At 66.6% G+C, this 22038-nt stretch carries 23 protein-coding genes; 12 read left to right on the forward strand and 11 right to left on the reverse strand.

The genetic code is table 11. The annotated features are described in order from the left end of the window. Nucleotides 1-15: 15 nt before the first annotated feature. From CupriaWKF_RS28530 to CupriaWKF_RS28540, 3 genes are all read right to left on the reverse strand, one after another. Nucleotides 16-861 (reverse strand): enoyl-CoA hydratase-related protein, encoded by an 846-nt coding sequence (locus CupriaWKF_RS28530; protein ID WP_276101769.1) that lies wholly within the window; start codon nt 859-861, stop codon nt 16-18. Nucleotides 862-895: 34 nt separating this feature from the next. Then, nucleotides 896-2056: an acyl-CoA dehydrogenase family protein gene (locus CupriaWKF_RS28535; protein WP_276101770.1), complete on the reverse strand. Its 1161-nt coding sequence runs from the start codon at nt 2054-2056 to the stop codon at nt 896-898. Nucleotides 2057-2129: 73 nt separating this feature from the next. Next, the gene (locus CupriaWKF_RS28540; protein WP_276101771.1) at nt 2130-3749 is read right to left on the reverse strand and encodes a carboxyl transferase domain-containing protein; all 1620 of its coding nucleotides are present in this window, start codon (nt 3747-3749) and stop codon (nt 2130-2132) included. Nucleotides 3750-3895: 146 nt separating this feature from the next. Here CupriaWKF_RS28540 and CupriaWKF_RS28545 point away from each other — a divergent pair, with 146 nt between their 5' ends. From CupriaWKF_RS28545 to CupriaWKF_RS28555, 3 genes are all read left to right on the forward strand, one after another. After that, nucleotides 3896-4639: a helix-turn-helix domain-containing protein gene (locus CupriaWKF_RS28545; protein ID WP_276101772.1), complete on the forward strand. Its 744-nt coding sequence runs from the start codon at nt 3896-3898 to the stop codon at nt 4637-4639. A gap of 176 nt (nt 4640-4815) precedes the next feature. Beyond that, entirely contained in the window at nt 4816-5226 is a 411-nt protein-coding gene (locus tag CupriaWKF_RS28550) for a FixH family protein (protein ID WP_276101773.1), read from the forward strand. Beyond that, nucleotides 5223-6509 carry a cytochrome c peroxidase gene (locus CupriaWKF_RS28555; RefSeq protein ID WP_276101774.1) on the forward strand — a complete coding sequence of 429 codons (1287 nt, stop codon included), beginning with the start codon at nt 5223-5225 and terminating at the stop codon, nt 6507-6509. Before CupriaWKF_RS28550 ends, CupriaWKF_RS28555 begins: the two co-directional genes overlap by 4 nt. Here the strand turns inward: CupriaWKF_RS28555 and CupriaWKF_RS28560 are convergent. From CupriaWKF_RS28560 to CupriaWKF_RS28580, 5 genes are all read right to left on the reverse strand, one after another. After that, nucleotides 6497-7306, reverse strand: a complete 810-nt coding sequence (locus CupriaWKF_RS28560) for an AraC family transcriptional regulator (RefSeq protein WP_276101775.1) — start codon at nt 7304-7306, stop codon at nt 6497-6499. The two genes, CupriaWKF_RS28555 and CupriaWKF_RS28560, sit on opposite strands and share 13 nt — an antisense overlap. Before the next feature lie 397 nt (nt 7307-7703). Further along, the gene (locus CupriaWKF_RS28565; RefSeq protein ID WP_276101776.1) at nt 7704-8402 is read right to left on the reverse strand and encodes a hypothetical protein; all 699 of its coding nucleotides are present in this window, start codon (nt 8400-8402) and stop codon (nt 7704-7706) included. 214 nt (nt 8403-8616) lie between these two features. Then, nucleotides 8617-9279 carry an Hpt domain-containing protein gene (locus CupriaWKF_RS28570; protein ID WP_276101777.1) on the reverse strand — a complete coding sequence of 221 codons (663 nt, stop codon included), beginning with the start codon at nt 9277-9279 and terminating at the stop codon, nt 8617-8619. Between the two features lie 12 nt (nt 9280-9291). Further along, complete coding sequence (locus CupriaWKF_RS28575) at nt 9292-9915, reverse strand: response regulator transcription factor (RefSeq protein WP_276101778.1); 624 nt, start codon at nt 9913-9915, stop codon at nt 9292-9294. A gap of 225 nt (nt 9916-10140) precedes the next feature. After that, nucleotides 10141-12171 (reverse strand): ATP-binding protein, encoded by a 2031-nt coding sequence (locus tag CupriaWKF_RS28580; protein WP_276101779.1) that lies wholly within the window; start codon nt 12169-12171, stop codon nt 10141-10143. Nucleotides 12172-12433: 262 nt separating this feature from the next. On the opposite strand from CupriaWKF_RS28580, the gene CupriaWKF_RS28585 reads away from it, so the two are divergent. The 3 genes from CupriaWKF_RS28585 (at nt 12434) to CupriaWKF_RS28595 (ending at nt 15291) form a co-directional block, all read left to right on the forward strand. Next, nucleotides 12434-14272, forward strand: a complete 1839-nt coding sequence (locus CupriaWKF_RS28585; RefSeq protein ID WP_276101780.1) for an ATP-binding protein — start codon at nt 12434-12436, stop codon at nt 14270-14272. 421 nt (nt 14273-14693) lie between these two features. Continuing rightward, nucleotides 14694-14945 carry an isochorismatase gene (locus tag CupriaWKF_RS28590; protein ID WP_276101781.1) on the forward strand — a complete coding sequence of 84 codons (252 nt, stop codon included), beginning with the start codon at nt 14694-14696 and terminating at the stop codon, nt 14943-14945. Nucleotides 14946-15036: 91 nt separating this feature from the next. Further along, nucleotides 15037-15291, forward strand: a complete 255-nt coding sequence (locus CupriaWKF_RS28595; protein WP_276101782.1) for a translation initiation factor 1 — start codon at nt 15037-15039, stop codon at nt 15289-15291. 50 nt (nt 15292-15341) lie between these two features. Here CupriaWKF_RS28595 and CupriaWKF_RS28600 read toward each other — a convergent pair whose 3' ends face one another. From CupriaWKF_RS28600 to CupriaWKF_RS28610, 3 genes are all read right to left on the reverse strand, one after another. Next, nucleotides 15342-15698: a hypothetical protein gene (locus CupriaWKF_RS28600; protein WP_276101783.1), complete on the reverse strand. Its 357-nt coding sequence runs from the start codon at nt 15696-15698 to the stop codon at nt 15342-15344. 84 nt (nt 15699-15782) lie between these two features. Beyond that, nucleotides 15783-16067 carry a hypothetical protein gene (locus CupriaWKF_RS28605; RefSeq protein ID WP_276101784.1) on the reverse strand — a complete coding sequence of 95 codons (285 nt, stop codon included), beginning with the start codon at nt 16065-16067 and terminating at the stop codon, nt 15783-15785. A 487-nt stretch (nt 16068-16554) separates the two neighbouring features. Continuing rightward, complete coding sequence (locus CupriaWKF_RS28610; RefSeq protein WP_276101785.1) at nt 16555-17457, reverse strand: LysR family transcriptional regulator; 903 nt, start codon at nt 17455-17457, stop codon at nt 16555-16557. A gap of 115 nt (nt 17458-17572) precedes the next feature. Here CupriaWKF_RS28610 and CupriaWKF_RS28615 point away from each other — a divergent pair, with 115 nt between their 5' ends. The 6 genes from CupriaWKF_RS28615 (at nt 17573) to CupriaWKF_RS28640 (ending at nt 22026) form a co-directional block, all read left to right on the forward strand. After that, on the forward strand, nt 17573-18562 hold the full coding sequence (locus CupriaWKF_RS28615; protein WP_276101786.1) for a 2Fe-2S iron-sulfur cluster-binding protein: 990 nt from the start codon (nt 17573-17575) through the stop codon (nt 18560-18562). Nucleotides 18563-18611: 49 nt separating this feature from the next. Next, complete coding sequence (locus CupriaWKF_RS28620; RefSeq protein ID WP_276101787.1) at nt 18612-19865, forward strand: aromatic ring-hydroxylating dioxygenase subunit alpha; 1254 nt, start codon at nt 18612-18614, stop codon at nt 19863-19865. 4 nt (nt 19866-19869) lie between these two features. Beyond that, nucleotides 19870-20340: an aromatic-ring-hydroxylating dioxygenase subunit beta gene (locus CupriaWKF_RS28625; RefSeq protein ID WP_276101788.1), complete on the forward strand. Its 471-nt coding sequence runs from the start codon at nt 19870-19872 to the stop codon at nt 20338-20340. 23 nt (nt 20341-20363) lie between these two features. Then, a complete protein-coding gene (locus CupriaWKF_RS28630; RefSeq protein ID WP_276101789.1) occupies nt 20364-20678 on the forward strand; it encodes a non-heme iron oxygenase ferredoxin subunit in 315 nt (104 codons plus the stop codon). 75 nt (nt 20679-20753) lie between these two features. Then, on the forward strand, nt 20754-20975 hold the full coding sequence (locus CupriaWKF_RS28635; RefSeq protein ID WP_211950750.1) for a DUF3820 family protein: 222 nt from the start codon (nt 20754-20756) through the stop codon (nt 20973-20975). 166 nt (nt 20976-21141) lie between these two features. Next, the gene (locus CupriaWKF_RS28640; RefSeq protein WP_276101790.1) at nt 21142-22026 is read left to right on the forward strand and encodes an oxaloacetate decarboxylase; all 885 of its coding nucleotides are present in this window, start codon (nt 21142-21144) and stop codon (nt 22024-22026) included. Nucleotides 22027-22038: the final 12 nt, after the last annotated feature.

The raw sequence follows: 22038 nt of genomic DNA on the forward strand, positions 1-22038 counted from the left end.
AATCTCTTTGAAGTCTCAGGCGATGGCCTGCGCGGCGCGCACGGTATCGGCATCAAAGCGCGCCACCCAGTTCGCGTCGCGCTTCTCGCGGAAAGCCGCCACGCCTTCGGCGCCTTCGCGCCGCATGCACTGCGCGAACAGGCGCGAGGCCTCATCCAGCAGCGGCACCACCGGCTCCTGGCCACAACGGCCCACCAGCGTCTTGAACACGCGGTTGGCCTGCGGGCCGCAGCGGCCAATACGCGTCAGCCATTCGGCAATCAGGGCATCCAGTTCGGCACTGTCCTCGGCAAGCTGGTCGACCAGGCCGATGGCCACCGCCGACTGGCCGTTGATACGCTCGCCGGTCAGCCCGAGCCGCCGCGCGGCCACGGCGCCCAGGCGCTGCACCACGAACGGCGCAATCTGCGCGGCGATGATGCCCAGCGTCGTCTCAGACAACGCGAAGCGCGCGTCGCGCGTGGCCAGCACGATGTCCGCCGCGCACGCCAGTCCCATGCCGCCGCCCATGGCCGCGCCGTCCACGGCGGCGATCACGGGCACCGGCAGCACCGACAGGCGCTCCATGAAATAGCCGAACTGGCGGTTGCGCGTGGCGACCGGGTCTTCCTGGCTGGCGTCCGCCTGCAGGCGCGCCTGGAAATTGCCGACGTTGCCGCCGGCGCTGAAGATGCCGCCGGCGCCGCGCAGCACCAGTGCACGGATTTCAGGGTCGGACTCCGCCTGTTCCATGGCGCCGGCCAGCGCCGCCACGACTTCGGGCGCGAGCGCGTTGCGCGTGGCGGGGATGTTCAGCGTGGCGAACAGGACGCCGCCGGCGCGGCGCACGATCACGCCGTCGTTCTGCGAGGTATCTGGCATGGCAGTATGTCGTTGAGGATGGTCGGAGCTGCGCTCAGCCGCGCGACATCAGGCCCATCTGCTTGGCGATGACCTGCAGCATGACCTCGTCGGCGCCGCCGCCAATCGAACCGAGGCGGAAGTCGCGATAAGCGCGCGAGGCATGGTTGTCCCAGGTGTAGCCCATGCCGCCCTGGAACTGCATGCACCAGTCCGCGACCTCGCGCGACAGGCGCCCGGCCTTGAGCTTGGCCATCGACGCCAGCTCGGTGACCTCGCCGCCGTCGATATAGGTCTGCGTGGCCACGTAGACCAGCGCGCGCAGCGCCTCCATCTCGGTCTTGAGTTCGGCCAGCTTGAACTGGATGAACTGGTTGTCCAGCAGCGGCTTGCCGAAGGCGATGCGCTGGCGCAGGTAGTCGGCGGTTTCCTCGATCAGCGCGGTGCAGGCCAGGCGGCGCGCGGCGCCGTTCAGGCGTTCCTCCTGGAACTGCTTCATCTGGTAGATGAAGCCCATGCCCTCTTCGCCGATGCGGTTGCGCACCGGCACGCGCACTTCGTCGAAGAAGATCTGTGCGGTGTCCGAGCACCACATGCCGAACTTCTTGATCTTCTGCACTTCCACGCCCTTCGCGCGCTTGCCGTCTTCCTTGAGCGGCACCACGATCAGGGACTTGTTCTTGTGCGCCGGGCCGTCGGAGGTGTTGCACAGCAGGCAGATCCAGTCGGACTGGGTGCCGTTGGTGATCCACATCTTCGAGCCGCTGATGACGTAGTCGTCGCCATCGCGGCGCGCGCGCGTCTTGAGCGAGGCCACATCGGAGCCCGCCCCCGCTTCCGATACGCCGATCGAGCACACCATGTCGCCGGCAATGGCGGGCGCCAGGAATTCGCGCTTGAGCGCATCGGAGCCGAACGCGGTCAGGGCGGGCGTGGCCATGTCGGTCTGCACGCCCACGCCCATGCCGATGCCCTGGGCGCGTGCATAGCCGAGCGCTTCGGCCGCGGCGATGGCGTAGGAGAAATCCAGGCCCAGGCCGCCATACTCGACCGGCTTGGTAATGCCCAGGAAGCCCAGGCTCCCCATCTTCTTGAACAGCTCATGCGCCGGAAAAATCTCCGCGGCTTCCCACTCGTCGACGTGCGGATCGATCTCCGCCGTCACGAAGCGGCGGATGCTGTCCATGATGTTGCGGTGGTCTTCGGTGTAAAGCATGCTGGTCTCCAGGAATTCTTGTTGGCTTGATTTCGTTGCAGTGTCGCAGGGTCGTGGTGTCGCTGCAGGCCGCTTACAAGCGGGCTACGCCGAACTGCACGGCGCGCGGCTGGCGCAGGTTCGCTTCACGCGCGGTGGCCAGCACGAAGGCCAGCACGGCACGCGTATCGCGCGGGTCGATCACGCCATCGTCCAGCATCAGGCCGCTGGTGACGAAGGCGCTGGCCTGGCGTTCGAAGTTGGCGACGATCTCGGCGGTCTGCGCCGCGAGCTGGGCTTCATCGACCGTCGTCCCCTTGCGCTCGGCCTGCTGGCGCGCCACGATCTCCAGCGTCATGGCAGCCTGCTCGCCGCCCATCACCGCGGTGCGCGCATTGGGCCACGAGAAGCAGAAGCGCGGGTGAAAGCCGCGGCCGCACATGCCGAAGTTGCCCGCGCCGAACGACGAGCCGCAGTAGATCGTGACCTGCGGCACGCTCGAGTTGGACAGGGCCTGGATCATCTTCGCGCCATGCTTGATCATGCCCGCCTCTTCCGATGCGCGGCCGACGATGAAGCCGGTGGTGTTCTGCAGGAACACGATCGGCGTGCCCGACTGGTTGCATAGCTGGATGAACTGCGCGGCCTTGGTCGCGCCGGCCGGGTCGATCGGGCCGTTGTTGGTGATGAAGCCGACGGCGTGGCCTTCGATGCGCGCGTGGCCGCACACGGTGCCAGGGCCGTAGTCGGGCTTGAACGGCAGCCACGCGGAATCGTCGACGATGCGCGCGATCACCTCGCGCATGTCGACGGGGCGCTTCATGTCCAGCGTCATCACGCCATCCAGCTCGGCCGGGTCCTGGCGCGGCGCACGCACCGGCTGTGCCGGCGCCGGCGACACGTCCGGCCAGTCGAGGCTGGCCACTATGTCGCGCGCTGTGGCAATCGCGTGCTCGTCGTCCTCGGCCAGGTATTCGGCCAGGCCGCTGACGGTGGCGTGCAGCTCGGCACCGCCCAGTTCCTCATCCGTCGCGACCTCGCCGGTGGCGGCCTTGAGCAGCGGCGGGCCGGCCAGGAACGCGCGGGCACGATTGCGCACCATGACCACGTAATCCGACAGGCCTGGCATGTAGGCGCCGCCTGCGGTGGACGAGCCGTGCACCACGGTGATCACCGGCAGCCCTGCCGCCGACAGGCGCGCCAGGTTGTAGAAGATGCTGCCGCCGCGGATGAACTTGTCCACGCGGTACTTGCGCAGGTTGGCGCCGGCCGACTCGACCAGGTGGATGAACGGCAGCCGGTTCTCCAGCGCGATCTCCTGGCAGCGCATCAGCTTCATATTGCCGGCCTCGGTCATGGCCCCGGCGTCGATGCCGGAATCGGTGGCCAGCACCATGCAGCGTACGCCGCAGACGATGCCGATGCCGGCCACGAGCGAACCGCCCGGGATCGACGTGTCGGGGTTCGGGTCGTCCATGCCGAAGCCTGCCAGGCTGGCGATCGGCAAGAAGGGCGCGCCGGCGTCGAGCAGGCGGCCGATGCGCTCGCGCGGCAGCAGCGCGCCACGTTTGGCAAAGGCCGCACGGGCGCGCTCGGAGGCGGCCACCGCACGCTGCTCCAGGCTGCGCAGACGCTCGATCAGGGCCTGCATGCCGGTGCGCTGGCTGGCAAACGAGTCGGAAGACGGGTCGATGCGGGTCTCGATGGGAATCATGGCGCTGGCTTGGTTGGCTTGATTTGCTCGGTTTGCATGATGAGCCGATTGCAAACCACCGCGTCGCGCGGGACAACCTCAATCGCTCAGTTTGTGCATAATGTGCACGCCCAACCCAATGCTCCGCCGCCGGGAGCCCGCCGCGCATGCCTGCCAAGCCATCCACGCCCAACGGCGTCCAGAGCCTCACACGTGCCTTCGCCCTGCTGGAACTGCTAGCCGAGCATCACGACACGGGGTTAACCCTGGCGGACCTGGCCATCAAGGCGGAGATCGACCGCACCACGGCGCACCGCATGGCGCGCTTCCTGGAGGCTGCCGGCTACATCGAACGGGAATCGGGCAGCAAACGCCTGTTCCTGGGCACCACGGCCATGTCGCTCGGCCTGCGCGCGATGAACCGCCCCCCGCCCGGCAGCGCACTCGTGACCAAGATGAAGGCGCTCGCGCGCCTGACCGGCGACGCGGTCTTCCTGATCGTGCGCATCGGCGACCATGGCCACTGCCTGCATACCGAACAAGGCAGCCACCGCATCAAGTCCTTCCATATGCTGACCGGCAGCTCGCGCCTGCTGGGCCAGGGTACCGGCAGCATGGCCTTGCTCGCGCGGCTGGACGATGACGCTGTCCGTGCGCACTACGAACGTCACCGCGCCGAGTACGAAGCCGGCGGCCTGAGCCTGATGAAGCTGATGCGGGGCGTGGAACGCAGCCGCACGTGCGGCTACGCGCTCGCCGGCGCCGACGGCGTGGCCGGCGTGGGCTATGCGCTGCCCATGGCCATGCACGCCGAGGCTGCCATCAGCATTGTGTCGGCCGCTTCACGCATGCCGGTGGCGCGCCGGCACGAGATGGGACGGATCATCGGCGGGATGTTTGCGGGGGACTGACGGCACCCGCGCTGCATTGCGATCCCATCGTTCCTGCGGCAACAAGCGAACGCCCGGCTTGAACGAAAAGGCTGCGGAATCAGCCTCTTCGTTCAAGCGCCGGGGAGCACGCGTGCGGAAAAATCTGCGGACCGAAACACTCTTTTCAGGAACGCATGATGGTTCGCACGTTAGCAATGTTCTCCATCCTTCTTGCCGGCTACGGCTGCACCACCCCGCCCCAGGACCTCGACCTGTCCCGCGACAAGTCCTCCGACGGCGGCCGCTACCAGGTCGCGATCGTCGCGCCGACGCCGTCCCCCGCGGTCAACCAGATGCATAGCTGGAAGGTCCGGTTGACGACGCCCGACGGCCATCCCGTGCGAGGCGCGCAATTCTCGGTGGCGGGCGGCATGCCGCAGCACGGCCACGGCTACCCGACGCAGCCGCGGGTGACGCGCGAAGTCGACGACGGCACCTACCTGCTCGAAGGCATGAAGTTCAGCATGAGCGGCTGGTGGGACCTCAAGCTTGGCATTCGCGCGGAGCCCGGACCGGATCAGGTCGCCTTCAATATTGTCATCGACCCCCGGTCGCAGCGCCCGTGAAGACGCTCGGCATCAAGGCCGGCATGGCACTCGCGGGCGTGCCGGTGGCCATGGCTATCGCGGCGGGCGTGTCGACGCCGGCACCGCAGGCGGCGCTGCGCGACGCCTGGGTGCCGGAAGACCTGCAGACACTGGCCACCATGCAGCTCGCACAAGCGGGGCCGCGCCCTGCCGACCCATCCAATATCCACGAGCGCAGCGGCAACGCGGCCAGTCTGGGCCGGGCATTGTTCAATGATCCGCGCCTGAGCCGCAATGGCCATGTCTCGTGCGCAAGCTGCCACGCGCCCGCCGCGCAGTTCGAAGATGGACGGCCACTGGGCCAGGGCCTCGGGACCGGCAAACGGCGGACCATGCCGGTGATGGGTGCGGCGGGAGCGCCGTTCCTGTTCTGGGATGGCCGCAAGGACAGCCTGTGGTCGCAGGCGCTGGGGCCGATGGAGGACGCCGCCGAACACGGCGGCAACCGGGTACGGTTTGTCCGGATCATGCAGGCGCACTACGCCGCGCAGTATGAGCAGGTCTTCGGGCCGCTGCCGGCAATGCCAGCGCTTGCGCCGGACGCCTCGCCGCTCGGCACGGAGGACGAGCGTGCGGCCTGGGCGGCCCTGCCGCCCGCCACACAGCAGCAGGTGAACCGCGTCTTCGCCAATATGGGCAAGGCCATTGCCGCCTATGAAAGCCGCGTGCAATATGGCCCTTCGCGCTTCGACCGCTATGTCGGGTCCACCCTCGCCGCGGACTCGCGCGGCCAGGATGTGCTGACTGTCCAGGAGGTACGCGGACTGCGGCTCTTCCTGGGCAAGGGCCAGTGCATCACCTGCCACAACGGCCCGATGCTCAGCGACCATGCCTTCCACAACACGGGCGTCCCGCCGCTGGATCCGGGGCATCCCGACCGCGGGCGTGCCGACGCGATTACAAAGCTGCTCCGTGATGAGTTCAATTGCCTTGGCCCATACAGCGACGCAAAGCCCGAACAATGTGGCGAGCTGAATTTCCTGGCGAAAGACGACCCTGCGCATCTTGGCGCGTTCCGCACGCCGAGCCTGCGCAACGTCGCGGAGCGCGCGCCGTACATGCACGCCGGGCAGATCACGACGCTGCGGGACGTGGTCCGGCACTACGTGGAAGCGCCAGACGCCGTGGTCGGGCAAAGCGAACTGGCGCGCCCTGGCGAGGCACCGGGACAGCGCCAGGCTGTGCGGCTGTCACCGCGCGACGTCGAGGACCTGGTGGCATTTCTCGGCACCCTGTCCGGCGCGATCGATCAGCCGAGGTAGGAGGACGAGGCGCGCAGCCGCTCGCTCAGCGGCCCCCTCATCTGCATGGCCGAGGGGGCCAGGCCGAACATGGTGCGACAGGTGCGCGACAGGTGCGCCGAGTCCGCAAACCCCGCTGCGTGGGCGGCATTCGCGAGGTTGTCGCCCTCCATGAGGATTTCCCAGGCCTTCAGCAACCGGCGCCAGAGCTGGTAGGTCCGCAGCGGCATCCCGGTCTGCTCGACAAAGACATGGCGAAACCGGCTGGCCGACAGGTGCACGACCGCAGCCACGTCCTCCAGGCTCGGTGGCTCGCCGCGATGCGCCCGGAGATGCTCGATCGCCTTCAGCACGCGTGGATCCGACGGCACGTGCGGGATGGTCCGCGACAGCGAGCCCACCAATGCCTGCGCGACGTCCTGTACCGCCTCCACGGTTCTGGTCATTCGCCAGGCGTGCTCCAGCCGGGACAGCACGCCCGCCAGCACCGCTTCGCCCAACAGCTCCACTTGCCCCTCCATCCGCGCCGACAGCGCACGACCCTCGCGTGTCTCCGGCTCGATGAACAGCACCGCGCTCCAGTCGCACGACGAGACATCTATGCTGTGCACCGCGCGGGATGGCACGAGCGCGCCCTGGCAAAGCATCGCTTGCCCGCGATGGCCGGACTGGACCCGAAGACCCGACGGGGCCCCGATCACCAGCTGGATCGCGTAATGCGCGTGCGGCGCCACGGGGCCGCCCCCTGAACCGATGAACAGGCAGCCACCGGTCCAGGCGACGTAGTCGCCCTGGTATCGCTGCGGCTTGCCACTCACCGGGCGGCTCCCGGCAGCCGGCGGCCGGGCGACGCCGCCGCCCTGTCCCGCACGCGTTTGATGCCGCGGCCCGCCGCAAGGCCAGCGCTTGCCCGACCCTGATTCAGGATCGGCGCCCTGATCGTCCCGCAGACCAGCGCACCGCCCTGCCTGTTTGCCCTGACGATCGGGTCACGTCCCGAATCGCGTCGATGCATGCCTTGTCCTGATGTCAAGTTTTCGTGTTCCAGCCGTGCCCGGCCGCGAGGGCACAAAGCCGCCAACGCAGGCAGAAGCCTCTGCTCCGATATTGGGAAGCCGCACGCGGCCAGGCGAAGTGCCCGCAAGTGTCGCATGCCCAGGCTTCCAAAGCGCTATCCGATGCCGCGATCCCACAGCACCGGGCTGACGGCGGTACTCAGCGAGTCGCCCGCTGCTGGTAGGCAAAGGTGGCGGCAAAGACCTCGTCCACGCCGATCAACTCGCCCACGGTTCCGCCCCCGGCACGCAGCTTTTCCTGGAGCACATGCTCGGTCTCAAGCAACTGCTCGGCCTTTTGCAGTATCTCCTGCGCACGCGCCTGCGGCACCACGACCACGCCGTTCTCGTCCCCCACCACGATGTCGCCCGGGTTCAGCGCGATGCCGCCGCATTGCACCGGCACGTTCACCTCGCCATATCCGGCCACTGCCGCCACGTTGGGCACGATACCGCGGCATACCACCGGGAAGCGGAGCCGGCGGATCTCCGTGACATCGCGACAGGCACCATCGACGACGGCGGCGACCACGCCGCGGTTCATCGCCGACAGGGTCATGTTCTCGCCCCAGAATGCCGTGCTGGCAGCCATATGCGCATCGACCACGACCACGTCGCCGGCCTCGCTCACGTCAATGGCCTTGAGCGGCGCGGCCAGGTCGGAAGCCAGCGTGCGCGCGGTGATCGCAGGCCCGGCGAACGACACGGGTTCGAAGACCGGCCGCATGGCCGCCGACATGGCGCCGAAGCGCCCCATGCAGTCAGACAATGCGCAGGTGACAGAGTCGTACATCTGCAGCAGCCCCCGGTACGCCTCGATGACTTCGCGGGCGGGACGTTGCACGGTTGGAATCAGCATGGCGGCCCCCTTCTTGCTACCGCCGGGCGGCAGTAGCGGCTGTGATCCTGTCATCCAGCATAGGCAAATAGCCGCGCCCTGATAGCGCCAGGTACCGCTCAGGGGAGGCGGGCCAGCAAGCGCTCACGCAAGGTCGGCGGCAGCACCAGCCTGCCCTTGCCGTCGACAGCGCCGGGATCGAAGATCTCGGCAACTCTGCCTTGCAGGATTCCGGTCATTCACCTGCTCCGGCAATCAGCATGGCGTGGAATTCGCGGGCGGTCGGCGTGAAAATCGCGGCCACCGCCCCCGCCAGCCCGGCATCGCCGCTGCGGGCTGCGTTCTCCAGCCTTTGCGAGAGCCGCTGAAAGCCCTGGCAGTCGGCAAGGTGTGCCGCTGCCTTGACGCGGTGCGCCACGCTGCCCAGGCTTTCCAGGCTGTCGCCTTCCGCCTGCAGCCTTTCGAGGTCGGATTCCGTTGCGGTCGCCAGCGCCTGCACCAGTTCGGCGGCAAGTGCGGGGTCGCCAAAGGTCTGGCGCGCAATGGCATCGGCCAGGCCAGCGCGCTCGCTGCCTGAAATGGCCACGTAGCCGTGCCTGGCCAACAGGCGGAATACGGCTTCCTCGGTGACTGGCTCGGCCAGAACATCGTCGCAGAAGTCCGGCTGCGCCTGGCCTACGCAGACCAGCAGCGCTCCATCCCGGCGTGCGCGCTGCAGCAACGACGTGGCGACTATGTCCGGCGCGCCGACGATCAGGCGAGGCACGGCGGCGGCGAGTACCGCATCGGCCTCGGCAGCCGTCACGCATTGCGCCGACAAGCCCGCGTCGCCAAGCCATTGCGCCAGCAACTCGCTCCAGGCGCTGCCCGACTGGGCCAGGACGAATGCATCAGGCATGGCAGTCCTTTGTCACCCGATGGCGATATGGTGCCGCCGGGCGAAATCGATCACATCGACCAGCGAACGCGCGCCCAGCTTTTCCATGATGCGGGTCTTGTGCGTACTGACGGTCTTGTTGGAAATGAACAGCACCTCGCCAATCTGCTTGTTGGACATGCCCTTGGCCAGCATCTGCATGATCACCAGCTCCTTGTCGGACAGGCTGCCCAGCCGGCGCGCCTCGTCCAGGTCTTCGGCGCGTCCGTTGCCAACCTCCGGCATGACCGAGTAGCCGGCCAGCACGGATTCCACGCAGCGGACGATCTCCGGCAGCTCCTGGGTCTTGCTGACATAACCATTCGCGCCGGCCTGCCGGGCACGCGGGGCAAAGGTGCTCTGGTCCTGGCCCGAGATCACCAGGACGCGTACGTTCGGCTGGATCGCCTTGAGCCGCGGGATGACATCCAGACCGCTGATGCGCGGAATGTCCAGGTCGAGGATCACGACATCGGGCGCATACTGGCGCACTATCTCGATGGCAGCCTGCCCATTGTCCGCCTCCAGGACATGCGTCACGCCGAGGACCTGCGACAGGTGCGTCTTCAGCACGACCCGCACTGCGGGGTGGTCGTCGACGATAAGGATTGTGACCACGCAAGCACTCCATCTCTAATGGCATTGCCCGCTGATGGCATTCGCAGGCATTTATTGTCTGGCGCATCATTGTGTTCAGCATTTTTCCTCACGGGGGCAGGAAATTTCCGAGTGCCAGTACGACTTTTCCCGATTCGGCGCCAAAAGCACGGTAGGTACCGCGACGCGCACCTGTGCATCATGTGGGCCGGCGATGCCCTGCGCACGGTCACCTCATGATGCGCCCTAACGCGCCCACCGGGCAATGCAGGCACGCAGGTCCTCCACGTGCACAGGCTTGAACAGGCATGCGTCCATGCCCGCCTCCAGACATTGCCGGGCGACATCGGTACCGACCGATGCCGTCAGCGCGACGATCGGCACATCGGCATTGGCGTCCGGCCTCGCGGCCCGGATCCGGCGCGCCAGCTCGAAACCGTCCATGCCGGGTAGCTGGCAATCCGTGAGCACTAGTGCAAACGATTGCTGCCTCAGCAGTTCCAGCGCTGATTCTGCGCCAGGCGCCAAGGTACAGTCCTGACCCAGCATTTCCAGCTGGCGGCGCATGATGACCTGGAATGGCAGGTAATCCTCCACCAACAGAATGGCCTTTCGCGCGCCGAGCGGTTCGATCGGCGCAGGCTGCGGCACGGCCGCTTCTCCGGTCGCAGGCGCTGATACGGGCTCAGCCACCGGCAACGTCACGCACAGCGAGACGGTGGTACCCGTGCCAGGCGCGCTGTCGAGCGTAAGCGTGCCGCCCATGCCCTGAGCCAGACGCCGGCAGATCGCCAGGCCCAGCCCGCTGCCGCCGAAGCGGCGCGAAATGGAGCTGTCCGCCTGGGAAAACGGTGCAAACAGCTGTTCCTGCTGCGCGGGCGGGATGCCGACACCGGTATCGGCAACGCTGAGCGCCACGCGCTGGCGCTCGCCCAGGTCTTCCAGCAATGCCAGCCGCACCGTGATGCCGCCCTGTGCCGTGAACTTGACCGCATTGCCGATCAGGTTGAGCAGGATCTCCTTGAGCCGCGTGGGATCGCCGAGCAAGGCCGGGGCGATGCGCGGATCGGCGTCGAACTCGAACGCCAGCCCCTTGGCTGTGACGGCGGGCCGGTGTACCGCCATCACGGATTCCACAAGCGCGCGCGGCTCGACCGGCAGCGATTCCAGCTCCAGTTGCCCGGCCTCCAGCCGGGAGTAATCGAGGATACCGCCAAGGATCTCCATCAGCAAACGCGCGGCATTGTCGGCCAGGGTGACCTCCGCGGCTTGCTGCGCGCTCATCGGGCTGCCGCGCAGCAATTCCAGCGCACCGATGACGGCGGCGAGCGGGGTGCGGATCTCATGCGTCATGGCGGCCAGGAAGCGCGCCTTGGCCTGTGCCGCCTCTTCCGCCGTGGCACGTGCCGCCGCCAGCGCGGCGAGCTGGCGGTGTTCGTCCGTGGCATCGCCGGCATAGCCGCTCCAGCGCAGCTGGCCCGATGCGCTGCGCACGGGTGCGCCCACGAACAGCCTCAGCCAGCGGGTTTCACCCTCGACCAGGATGCGCAGCTCGAACTGGGCCGCCGACTGCGCGGCCGCGGAGCGGCGCAGAGCCTCTGCCATTTTCAGCCTGTCGTCGGGCAGTACCGACGCATACCGCCCGTCGACCACGGCAAGCAGCCGCTCGGCGGACCAGCCGCGGTACCGCTCGGCCTTGGCAGAGAAGTACGAGAACCAGTGCCGGCCGTCGGGATCGGCGCAGAGCTGGAACGACGCCACCGGCAAGGCATCGGCGATTTCGTCGAGCACGCGCTTGGCATCGTGTGCGGCCTGTTCCGCGGCGAGCCGGTCCGTGATGTCGATCGTTGCGGAGACGGTGCCGGCCTGGGCGCCATCCGGCAGGCGCAGCGGCTGGGTGGCGAACAGCAGGTCGTGCCAGACGCCGGCGGCATCCCGCACGCGCAAGGTGGCGTCGACACGCTGGCCGGACGCCCGGGCTTGCTCGATCGGCGGCGTCACGGCGGCGATGATATTGCCCGCCACCCCGGCCTCCTCCATGGTCCGCCCCAGCATTTGCGCGCGGCCGGTTCCAAGAAATGTCTCCAGCGCCGCGTTGATCACGACAAAACGCCCACCCTCGTCGCGCGCGGCGATCGGGCAGGGCGCGGCGTCGACAATGGCGGCCAGCACATCGCGCTGGCCGCCCAGCGATCGCAGGCGCCGGTACATATGAAGCAGGCAGGCACCCATCAGCACCAGGCAGGCTGCCAGCAGGCCGGTCAACGCAGTCGGCATCGGAAGCTCCATCGCGAAAGGAACACGCAGGGAACACGCAGGACAATGATAGCGTTGTGCGGTGCCTTTCCCGACGCACCGGCGACCGGCAGGCACTCGCCTCGGCATGGGCGGCTCACAAATAAATAGGAAATTTCCGCATATAAACTCAGACGATTCAGAAACAGCAGCGAGTCAGGCATCCATAGAGTGTGTAGAGATCGCGCACCGCGGCCGCAACGCCATGCAGCGCGGTCCTCCATGCCCGTTGCCTGCACCCTCGATGCTGTCCGCCCTGCCCCCGCTAATCTTCTGGCTGGCCATGTGCCTGCCACTGCTGCTCGCGTCCGCGCTGCTTGCTGCGCGCCTGCGCGTGCTGCGGCGCCGGCTTGCACGCAGCCAGGCGTCCGCGGCAAGGCTGCGGCAGCGGCTGGCGCTTCATACGGCAGTGCTGGACAGCATCCCGCAGCCCGTCTACGTGCGCGACGCCGATCAGCGGCTCATTACGTGCAACCGTCGCTACGAGGAACTGGTCGGGGCTTCGCTGGCCTCGCTGCGCGGCCAGCCTCCGGACGCCCCCGAACAGCTGGCAGGCGTGATCGAGGACATCGAGGCGCTGTCGGAAGACTATCGCGACGTCATTGCTTCGGGCCGCCCGCTCAACAAGGACCGCTGCCTGCACATCCACGGAGCAAAACGGCACGTGCTGAACTGGGTCGCGCCATTGCCCGGCCCTGGCGAGGCGGTGACCGCGCTGGCGGGCGGCTGGGTGGACCTGACCGAGCGCCACGACATGCTGGCGCAACTGGCCGAAGCCAAGGCCCGTGCCGAAGCGGCCAGCCGTGCCAAGTCCACCTTCCTCGCTTCGGTCAGCCATGAAATCCGGACGCCGATGAATGCCGTGGCCGGCATGCTCGAGCTGACCCTGGAACGGCCTGGTTTGTCCCCCGACGACCGCCGCATGCTTTCCATCGCGCATGATTCAGCGCTGGCACTGCTGGCGCTGATCGATGACATTCTCGATCTGTCGAAGATGGAAGCCGGCAAATTGCGCATCCATCCCGTCCCCACAAGCCTGCCGGGACTGGTGGACGAAGTGCTGCAGATGCTCGGGCCAGTGGCCGCGCAGAAGCCATTGCCGCTGGTACCGGTGATCGATGCGGGCGTCGCGCCCGCGCACAAGATCGACCCGCTTCGCTTCCGGCAGATTCTCGGCAATCTGGTTGCCAACGCTATCCGCTTTACCGACCAGGGCGAGGTACGCGTGCGCCTGCGGGGCGGCCCGGTGCACGCGGGCCGGCAGGAAATCGAACTGACAGTCTCCGATACCGGCATCGGCATTGCCCGGGCCGACCAGGCCCGCCTGTTCCAGGCGTTCGAGCAGGCGCACGACCGCTCGCGTCCCCAATCCGGCGGTACCGGACTGGGCCTGGCGATCTGCCGCCGCCTGGTCGCGGCCATGGGAGGCCGCATCCGCCTGGACAGTGAGCCCGGCTCCGGCACGCGCGTGCAGGTCAACTTGCGGCTACCCACGGCCTGCGCGCCAGCGGCTCGTGCATCTTCCGCGCCGCCTGACTGCGCTGCGGCCACCGCTTCCCTGCATGTCCTGGTTGTCGACGACCATGTCCCCAACCGCCTGCTGCTGAAGTGGCAGCTCGAACACCTGGGCCATCGTGTCGACACGGCCGCCGACGGTTGCGAAGCGTTGGCACGGCTGGTCACGCCCGAGCCCGGGCAGGCCGATCCGTTCGACCTGGTGGTCTGCGACTGCGCCATGCCTGTCATGGATGGACTCGCGTTTGCACGGGCGCTGCGCGAGCGCAACGACACACTCGCACGCTTGCCGTTGATCGGCTGCACCGCCAGTGCCGTGCCCGAGGATCACCACGCCGCGCTACAGGCCGGCATGGATGGTGTACTGGTGAAACCCGTCGGACTGCGGGCGTTGGGCGAGGCTGTGCGCACTTATGCATGCGCAGGCCGCCGTCCTGACGCTTCCACGACTGTGCCGCTGCCCTGGCCTGCCAGCCAGGCGGACCCGCTGCCCCCGGCACCCGGGTCCGACGGATGGTGCGAGGTCTGCCACGCCATGAATGTGCAGTGCGACCGGTTCCGGCAGTAGGTCCCGTGGCCGGCAACTCTCCTGCGGCAAAGCGCTCGCAGGAAGTGGATGTGCCAGCAGTGGTATCATTGGCTCTCATTGCCATTCATCGACAGGTGTCGACCTGAATGTGCTGGCCGCCAGACCTCATGGGTCGAACAATATCGGCGGCCTGTCGGGCGTACACCCGAATTCTTCAGGGCAACCCGCCCACAACCCTACCCGACCGGCGGCACGTCCGCTCCGCAATGCTCGCGCATGTACCAGGTGCGCCGGCTTGCGCAAGCACGGTCCTCCAGCGCCAGTTCTGCCGCCCGTGCCATTGCGCGGGACGCGACACTGACGCTTCATCAACGGCACCCGGTTCGCCAGGCAGGCATGCGCGGCACAAGGCCGTGCAAGATGCTGCCCCAGGATCGAACGCGCCCAAGCAGGAGACAATATGAACCCAAGCATCACGCCCTTCAACGTTTCGGTGTATCCAATCCAACAGCAACCGGGTGTCTGGTTTGCGAACTACATGATCGCCGAATACCGGAATGGCGCCGAGCGCATCGTGGCCAACGTCTCGATGCGGCATTGCACGCACCGCTCTGAAGCCGAAGCCCGAAAGGCCGCCCACCGCGCCGGGGAAAGCGCCGCCGCGCGAATGCGCGCGCAGCGCTCGCCGCACCGGCAAGCACAGGCAACTTGAATCACTGACTGACACACGGGCGCAGCGTGGCCTCATGCCGGCACGCTGCACCCACCTTCACCAAACCCGTCCACTGGAGAGCAGATAGATCATGCCGAATAGCGAAGAATGGGAAGAATTGCACCTGACTCCCGCAGGCTGGATTGCCGGCAGTTACCGGCACACGCCCTGGGCGCCGGTTGAGGTTGCGCCGCCCGATGCTGGCGTCTTGACGGTGCGCCGCCACGTGACCGCAACCTACTGCGGTCCGTCGCGCGCCATCGAGGACCGCACGCCGCAAACGCAGGATATGGCACTGATCGAGTCGTTGCTGACGCGCTACGGCGGTCCTGAATTCAGCATCTGAAGGGCAGCCCCAGCGCTGAAAAGCGCAACGCATGGCTGCATGGGAAGGCCCTATCGTGCGCGGCCCGGTGCACCGCCACCTACCGGCCTGAGTTCGCCTTCCCATGGCACGGCTTGCAGATCCAGCACGGACTCACCCTCTCGCGTCTTCTCGTAGAGATGGTCCCGGATCGCCTGCCCGATTGCCAGGCGGCATAGTGTCTCGCAATTCTGTGGGATCGCGTCCGGAGACGAATCCGCCGCGACCATCACCCCGAACGAACGCCTGCCATCTCCGACAAAGCTGGCGAACCTGACGCCGGTCGGATGTCCCGCTGACGCAAAACACGCGGCAACATGGTAGGCAATCCCTTTGCCTGCGCCTGGCAGCGTGCACAGGAAGCTCGACGATACCGCGACATTGTTCATGGTTGTACCGGCGCTCCAGGCGGCTTCGCGCCGCTGTTGCCCTGTGACCTCTTGGGCGCGATTGACAACACCCGTCGACTACGCTCAGAGCGAGACGACGGATTGACCGGGAATGGCACCGTTGATGATGTCTTCGGCATAGCGAAGCACTGCGCGCCGTGCCGCGCCAACGTTGTCCCAGGGTGTTGCATCAAGACGGAAGGTGCGCGCCGTCTCGCCTTCGGGCTGTCCGCCCTCGCGACAGATCACAACTGCAGCGTTGAAGGATCGATCTGGCCTGGGCTCCAGCCAGGCGCGTTCCGCGGTATGCCTGTAGACCAGAGGGTAAAGGTCGTACCCCTTGTAAGTGGCAGTCGGGTAAGCATCCATGACACGCTCCGGGGCGTTTGCGGTGTATCGCCCACTCTACTCCTCTTGTGAGGCCGGGAGTGCCTTTATTTACCGGGGATAGCAACCGTACGACAGTACTTGCGAAAAGCCTTTGCAATACGAAGCCATCTGTGGCCATCCTCACGCGATCCCGCGAGGCCGGATGTGCAAGCGAAGCCGGTGATGCGTGCTACAGTGAGCCTCCCCCAATGCAAGAGGGGCAGTATGTCGCTCTGTGCAAACTGTCTCGCACTGATCCCTGACACACCCGGCATCGCTGGCCACCGCGCACTGCGCATCGTGGATACCCAGCGACGCAGGATGCCGCGGGCGGCCACGGTCACCCTGAGCACATTCCGCTGCGCGGACTGCGGTGCCATCTGGCGTTACCGCGAGGCGAAGGACGACGGCCCGCAAGGCTGGGCGCTTCTCACGACAGAAGCTGCTGGCGAGGGCCCCTGACTGCCCGGCGCCAGAGTCGCCAGCCTCAATCCGAGAACAGGCCGACGAACTCCTTGCGCAACCACTGGTTCGCGGGATCGCGATGATATCGGGCGTGCCAGAACAGGTTGATCTGGATTTCGGGCAGGTCGATCGGATGCGGGATGTGCCGCAATCCAAAGTATGCGGCGCTGCGCCGGGCAAAGGTCTCGGTGACCGTCGCGACGAGGTCCGTGCTCGCGACAATGTCAGCCAGCGCGGCAAAGTGCGGCACGCGCAAGCGGATCTTCCGCTGCACGCCGCGCTGAGCCAGGATTTCGTCGACGCGCGCATGCCCGGTGCCTGCCGCGGTCACCACCACGTGCTCCGCTTGCTCGAAGTCGCTGCGGCTGACGGTGCCCTGGTCCAGCGCATGGCCTGGCCGGAACATGCATACGTAGCGCTGGCGGAACAGCCGCCGCTGGAAGAACTCCGAACCCAGTTCCGGCAGCGGCCCCACTGCCAGATCGATCTTGCCGAGGCTCATTTCCGATGCAAGGTCGACGGCCGTGTTGCGCACCGTTGCCACCGAGACACCCGGCGCACGCTCCCGCAGCGCTCCCATCAGCCGCGGAATGAAGTGCACCTCGCCGATATCGGTCATCGCAATCCGGAAGGACCGGTCACTGCGCAACGGGTCGAACGAGACCTTCTGGCTCAGCGCGACCTGCAAGGACTCGAGTGCGTAAGCAACCGGCTCCGCCAAGTCCTGCGCGAGCGGCGTCGGCAGCATGCCCTTGCTGCTCCGCACAAACAACTCGTCGTCGAACATGCGCCGCAGCCGCGCCAAGGCGTTGCTGACAGCGGGCTGGCTCAAGTTCAGTGTCCTGGCCGCGCCCGAGACCGTCCGCTCGCGCAACAGGTGCTCGAATACGACCAGCAGGTTCAGGTCCACATCCTTCAGTTCCACGGCGCACCTTTATTGATTTTGTGAATATTCGATATTGCCGTGATTCTATTGGTTAATTTTGCCCGCTGCACCATGATTCCCCCAAGCCAGAACACAAGCACTTGCCGGAGACATCATGGAAGTCCTCATCCAGCCACTGGGCAAACGCCTCGACGTCGCCGGCGGCGAGAACCTGCTGGCCGCGCTGCAGAAGCACGGCATCCCCATTTCGCACAGCTGCATGGCCGGTCGCTGCGGGACCTGCCGCTGCCGGGTGATCGACGGGGACATCCATGAAGCCGGCGGCTACGAATTCCACAATGCCGACCACGCGTCGCAGCGCCATGTGCTGGCCTGCCAGTCGGTAGTAGCCGGCAACTGCACCATCGAGATTCCCGAGCCGGACGAGGTGGTCGTGCATCCCGCGCGCATCGTCAAGGCGACCGTCACCGCGCTGACCGACCTCACCCACGATATCCGGATGATCCGGCTGGCACCGTCCAGGCCGTTGTCGTTCTCGCCGGGCCAGTACGCGATGCTGCAGTTCACGCCGGACCATGTCCGCCCTTACTCGATGGCGCGCCTGGCCAGTGACGGCGAGCTGGAATTCCATGTGCGGATGGTGCCCGACGGCCGCGTCACCCGTTACATCCGCGACGTCCTGAAGGTAGGCGACACCGTCCGCGTCAGCGGTCCGCTGGGCACGTCGTACCTGCGCACGCGCAACGACGATCCGATCCTCTGCATTGCCGGCGGCACCGGACTTGCCCCGGTACTGTCGATCGTGCGCGGCGCCATCGCGGCGGCGCTGAAGAATCCGATCCATCTCTACTTCGGCGTGCGCGCGCCGCGCGATGCCTATGGGCTCGACTGGCTGAGCGAACTATCGCAGGGGCACCCGCAACTCCGAGTCGAGGTCGTGTCGACGTTGCCGGGCGACGACGCCGGCTTGCGCACCGGCCTGGTCACCGAGGCTGTCGCGGCGGACTTCTCCGACCTGCAGGGCTGGCGCGCCTACCTGTGCGGCGCACCGCCGATGGTCGATGCCGCCACGCTGCTCCTGCGCAGCAAGGGCGTGCAGCCCGCACACATCTACGCAGACGCCTTCTATGCAACCGGCACCTGACCACCGCGCAACACCCAGACATCCAGACATCACAACGACGGAGACATCCATGGCGAGCGACCCCGCACAAGACCGGCCGGTATGGGCCGACGACGGCATCAGCCGCATCCCGTTCCGCGTCTACACGGACCAGCAGCTTTACCAGCGCGAGCTGGAACGCGTGTTCTATCAGGGCCACTGGAACTACATGGGCCTGGAGGCGGAAATTCCGCATCCGGGCGATTTCAAGCGGACCACCATCGGCGAGCGCTCGGTCATCCTCGTGCGCGACCAGGAAGGCGGGATCAACGTGGTCGAGAACGTCTGCGCCCATCGCGGCATGAAGTTCTGCCGCGAACGCAGCGGCAACCGCAAGGACTTCCATTGTCCTTACCACCAGTGGAACTACGACCTGAAGGGCAACCTGCAAGGCGTGCCGTTCCGGCGCGGCGTGAAGCAGGACGGCAAGGTCAACGGCGGCATGCCGGCCGACTTCAAGCCGCAGGACCATGGGCTCACGCAACTGAAGGTCGCCTCGCGCGGCGGCGTGGTATTCGCGTCGTTCGACCATGGCGTGGAGCCACTGGAGGATTACCTCGGGCCGGAAATCCTCGGCTATTTCGACCGCCTGTTCAACGGCCGCAAGCTGAAGGTGCTCGGCTACAACAAGCAGCGCATCCCGGGCAACTGGAAGCTGATGCAGGAGAACATCAAGGATCCGTACCATCCCGGGCTGCTGCACACGTGGTTCGTCACGTTCGGCCTCTGGCGCGCGGACAACAAGTCGCGCCTGGTCATGGACCCGCAGTTCCGTCATGCGGCCATGGTCTCCACGCGCGGCCAGGGCGGCAAAGGCGAGGTCACATCGGGCGTGGCCAGCTTCAAGGACCAGATGACACTGCAGGACGACCGCCTCCTCGACATCGTCCACGAGCCCTGGTGGGGCGACCCGACCGCAGTGATGATGACGGTCTTCCCGAGCGTGATCTTCCAGCAACAGGTGAACTCGGTGTCGACGCGCCACATCCAGCCCAACGGCCCGGATTCCTTCGACTTTGTCTGGACGCATTTCGGCTTCGAAGACGACACCGAGGAAATGACGCGCCGACGCCTGCGCCAGGCCAACCTCTTCGGGCCCGCCGGCTTTGTCTCCGCCGACGATGGCGAGGTCATCGAATGCTCGCAGGAAGGCTTTGCGCAGAAGCCGTGGCACCGCGTCGTCGCGGAGCTTGGCGGCAAGACCGTGGAGAACACCGAACACATGGTCACCGAGACCCTGATCCGGGGCATGTACGCCTACTGGCGCAAAGTCATGGAGATCTGACGACATGGAATTCGCAACGTATCACGCGCTGCTGTCGCTGTATGCCGACTACGCCAGCGCCGTCGACCAGGGCGAGTGGGACCGCTGGCCCGACTTCTTCACCGACGACTGCCTCTACCGCATCCAGCCGCGCGAGAACTTCGAACGCGGCCTGCCGCTGGCCACCATGTCGCTCGAGAGCAAGGGCATGCTCAGGGACCGCGTCTTCGGCATCCGCGAAACGCTGTTCCACGATCCCTACTACCAGCGCCACATCATCAGCGCGCCGCTGGTGCGTGAAAGCACCGGCGAGCACATCGTCACGGAAGCAAACTACGCGGTACTGCGCACCAAGCCCGACCAGGTGAGCGAGGTCTTCAACACCGGCCGCTACCTCGACCGCATCGTACCCACGCCGCAAGGCCTGCGCTTCGCCTCGCGCCTTTGCATCTTCGACAGCGAGATGATTCCCAACTCGCTGATCTATCCCATCTAGCCACGACAACCGGAGACAACACCATGACCGAAACCTGGATCGAGGCCGCCGCGCTCGCCAGCGTACCGCAGGACGATGTGATTGCCGTGGAGGTACAAGGCCGCGAGATCGCCCTGTACGGCGTCGATGGCGAGGTGTTCGCCACCGACAATCTCTGCACGCACGGCCATGCCCGGCTCTGCGATGGATTCCTCGACGGCCACGAGATCGAATGTCCGCTGCACCAGGGCAAGTTCGATGTGCGGACCGGTGCGGCAATGTGCGCACCGTTGACGGAGGCGGTACGCGCCTATCCGGTGAGGATCGAGGGCGGCAAGGTGTTTCTCGACCTGGGCTGAAGGCGCACCGACGGGTGCGTTCCGCCTGCGGCGGTGGCGCTACAATGCCTGCAACACCCCGAGGAATCACCCGTCATGCTGCCAGACAGCGAATCCCTTCTCCTGCTTGTCACCCGCCAGATGCCGTTCGGCAAACACAAGGGAACGCTGATTGCCGACCTGCCCGGCAACTACCTGAACTGGTTCGCGCGGGAGGGATTTCCTCCCGGCGAAATCGGGCGGCTGCTGGCGTTGATGCACGAGCTGGACCACAACGGACTGACGGACCTGCTCAAGCCGCTGCGCGGCAGGGCCTGAACCTCGGGCTGGGTGCCCGGCCATAGTGTAATCTACAACCAGTCCATCCCCCTTTTTGCGGTGCCCGCGCGACCCAAGATCCGCTGCAGTCGCCGCACCGCCCCGTCACGGCGCTCGCCCCTCCCGATGATGCCGCCGGCATTCCTACCAATCCCGGAGACGCCCCATGACCTCCACCACCTCCTCCCGCAGACGAGCATTTCGCCAGCAGGTCGCGTCGAAGCAGGGCCTGCTCATGCCCGGCGCATTCAACGCCATGAGCGCAAGGGTGATCGAAGACCTCGGCTTCAAGGCGCTCTACCTGACCGGCGCCGGTGTTACCAACATGTCATTCGGCCTGCCCGATCTCGGCTTCATTGGCCTGAGCGACATCGCCGAGCACACCGCGCGGGTGCGCGATGCCGTCGACCTGCCGCTGCTCGTGGATGCCGACACCGGCTTTGGCAACGCGCTGAACGTCCGGCATGCCGTGCGCACGCTCGAACGTGCCGGGGCGGACGCGATCCAGCTCGAAGACCAGGTGATGCCGAAGAAATGCGGGCATTTCGCCGGCAAGGACGTCGTCAGCACGGACGAGATGGCGGCAAAGATCCGGGCCGCGGCCGAGGCGCGCGACGATCCGGATTTCCAGATCGTTGCACGCACCGATGCCGCCGCCGTGCATGGCATCGAGGATGCGATCGAACGTGGCCATCGTTTTGCCGAAGCCGGCGCCGATATCCTCTTTCTCGAGGCGATCGAGGATCTCTCCGACATCGCCCGCCTGCCCGGCCTGTTCAAGGTGCCGCTGCTGATCAATATCGTCATTGGCGGCAAGACGCCGGTGCAAGGCCGCGATGCCCTGCAGCGGTTTGGCTACGGCCTGGTGCTCTATGCCAACGCCGCGCTGCAGGGCGCCGTGCGCGGCATGCAGCAGGCTCTCGGCAGCCTGCAGTCGAACGGCCGGATGGACGAGGACCCTGCCATGGTCGCGCCCTTCGGCGAACGCCAGCGCCTGGTCCGCAAACCGATGTACGACGAACTTGAAGCGCGGTACAAGACCGAGGACTGAGCGCTGGGCCGA

The organism is Cupriavidus sp. WKF15 (assembly GCF_029278605.1).
Taxonomy (GTDB): Bacteria; Pseudomonadota; Gammaproteobacteria; order Burkholderiales; family Burkholderiaceae; genus Cupriavidus.

Bases quoted from the DNA above. Each gene is read 5' to 3' on its own strand.
- CupriaWKF_RS28530 (WP_276101769.1), bottom strand. From the start codon at position 861: ATGCCAGATACCTCGCAGAACGACGGCGTGATCGTGCGCCGCGCCGGC.
- CupriaWKF_RS28535 (WP_276101770.1), bottom strand. From the start codon at position 2,056: ATGCTTTACACCGAAGACCACCGCAACATCATGGACAGCATCCGCCGC.
- CupriaWKF_RS28540 (WP_276101771.1), bottom strand. From the start codon at position 3,749: ATGATTCCCATCGAGACCCGCATCGACCCGTCTTCCGACTCGTTTGCC.
- CupriaWKF_RS28545 (WP_276101772.1), top strand. From the start codon at position 3,896: ATGCCTGCCAAGCCATCCACGCCCAACGGCGTCCAGAGCCTCACACGT.
- CupriaWKF_RS28550 (WP_276101773.1), top strand. From the start codon at position 4,816: ATGTTCTCCATCCTTCTTGCCGGCTACGGCTGCACCACCCCGCCCCAG.
- CupriaWKF_RS28565 (WP_276101776.1), bottom strand. From the start codon at position 8,402: ATGCTGATTCCAACCGTGCAACGTCCCGCCCGCGAAGTCATCGAGGCG.
- CupriaWKF_RS28570 (WP_276101777.1), bottom strand. From the start codon at position 9,279: ATGCCTGATGCATTCGTCCTGGCCCAGTCGGGCAGCGCCTGGAGCGAG.
- CupriaWKF_RS28580 (WP_276101779.1), bottom strand. From the start codon at position 12,171: ATGCCGACTGCGTTGACCGGCCTGCTGGCAGCCTGCCTGGTGCTGATG.
- CupriaWKF_RS28585 (WP_276101780.1), top strand. From the start codon at position 12,434: ATGCTGTCCGCCCTGCCCCCGCTAATCTTCTGGCTGGCCATGTGCCTG.
- CupriaWKF_RS28590 (WP_276101781.1), top strand. From the start codon at position 14,694: ATGAACCCAAGCATCACGCCCTTCAACGTTTCGGTGTATCCAATCCAA.
- CupriaWKF_RS28595 (WP_276101782.1), top strand. From the start codon at position 15,037: ATGCCGAATAGCGAAGAATGGGAAGAATTGCACCTGACTCCCGCAGGC.
- CupriaWKF_RS28600 (WP_276101783.1), bottom strand. From the start codon at position 15,698: ATGAACAATGTCGCGGTATCGTCGAGCTTCCTGTGCACGCTGCCAGGC.
- CupriaWKF_RS28605 (WP_276101784.1), bottom strand. From the start codon at position 16,067: ATGGATGCTTACCCGACTGCCACTTACAAGGGGTACGACCTTTACCCT.
- CupriaWKF_RS28615 (WP_276101786.1), top strand. From the start codon at position 17,573: ATGGAAGTCCTCATCCAGCCACTGGGCAAACGCCTCGACGTCGCCGGC.
- CupriaWKF_RS28620 (WP_276101787.1), top strand. From the start codon at position 18,612: ATGGCGAGCGACCCCGCACAAGACCGGCCGGTATGGGCCGACGACGGC.
- CupriaWKF_RS28625 (WP_276101788.1), top strand. From the start codon at position 19,870: ATGGAATTCGCAACGTATCACGCGCTGCTGTCGCTGTATGCCGACTAC.
- CupriaWKF_RS28630 (WP_276101789.1), top strand. From the start codon at position 20,364: ATGACCGAAACCTGGATCGAGGCCGCCGCGCTCGCCAGCGTACCGCAG.
- CupriaWKF_RS28635 (WP_211950750.1), top strand. From the start codon at position 20,754: ATGCTGCCAGACAGCGAATCCCTTCTCCTGCTTGTCACCCGCCAGATG.
- CupriaWKF_RS28640 (WP_276101790.1), top strand. From the start codon at position 21,142: ATGACCTCCACCACCTCCTCCCGCAGACGAGCATTTCGCCAGCAGGTC.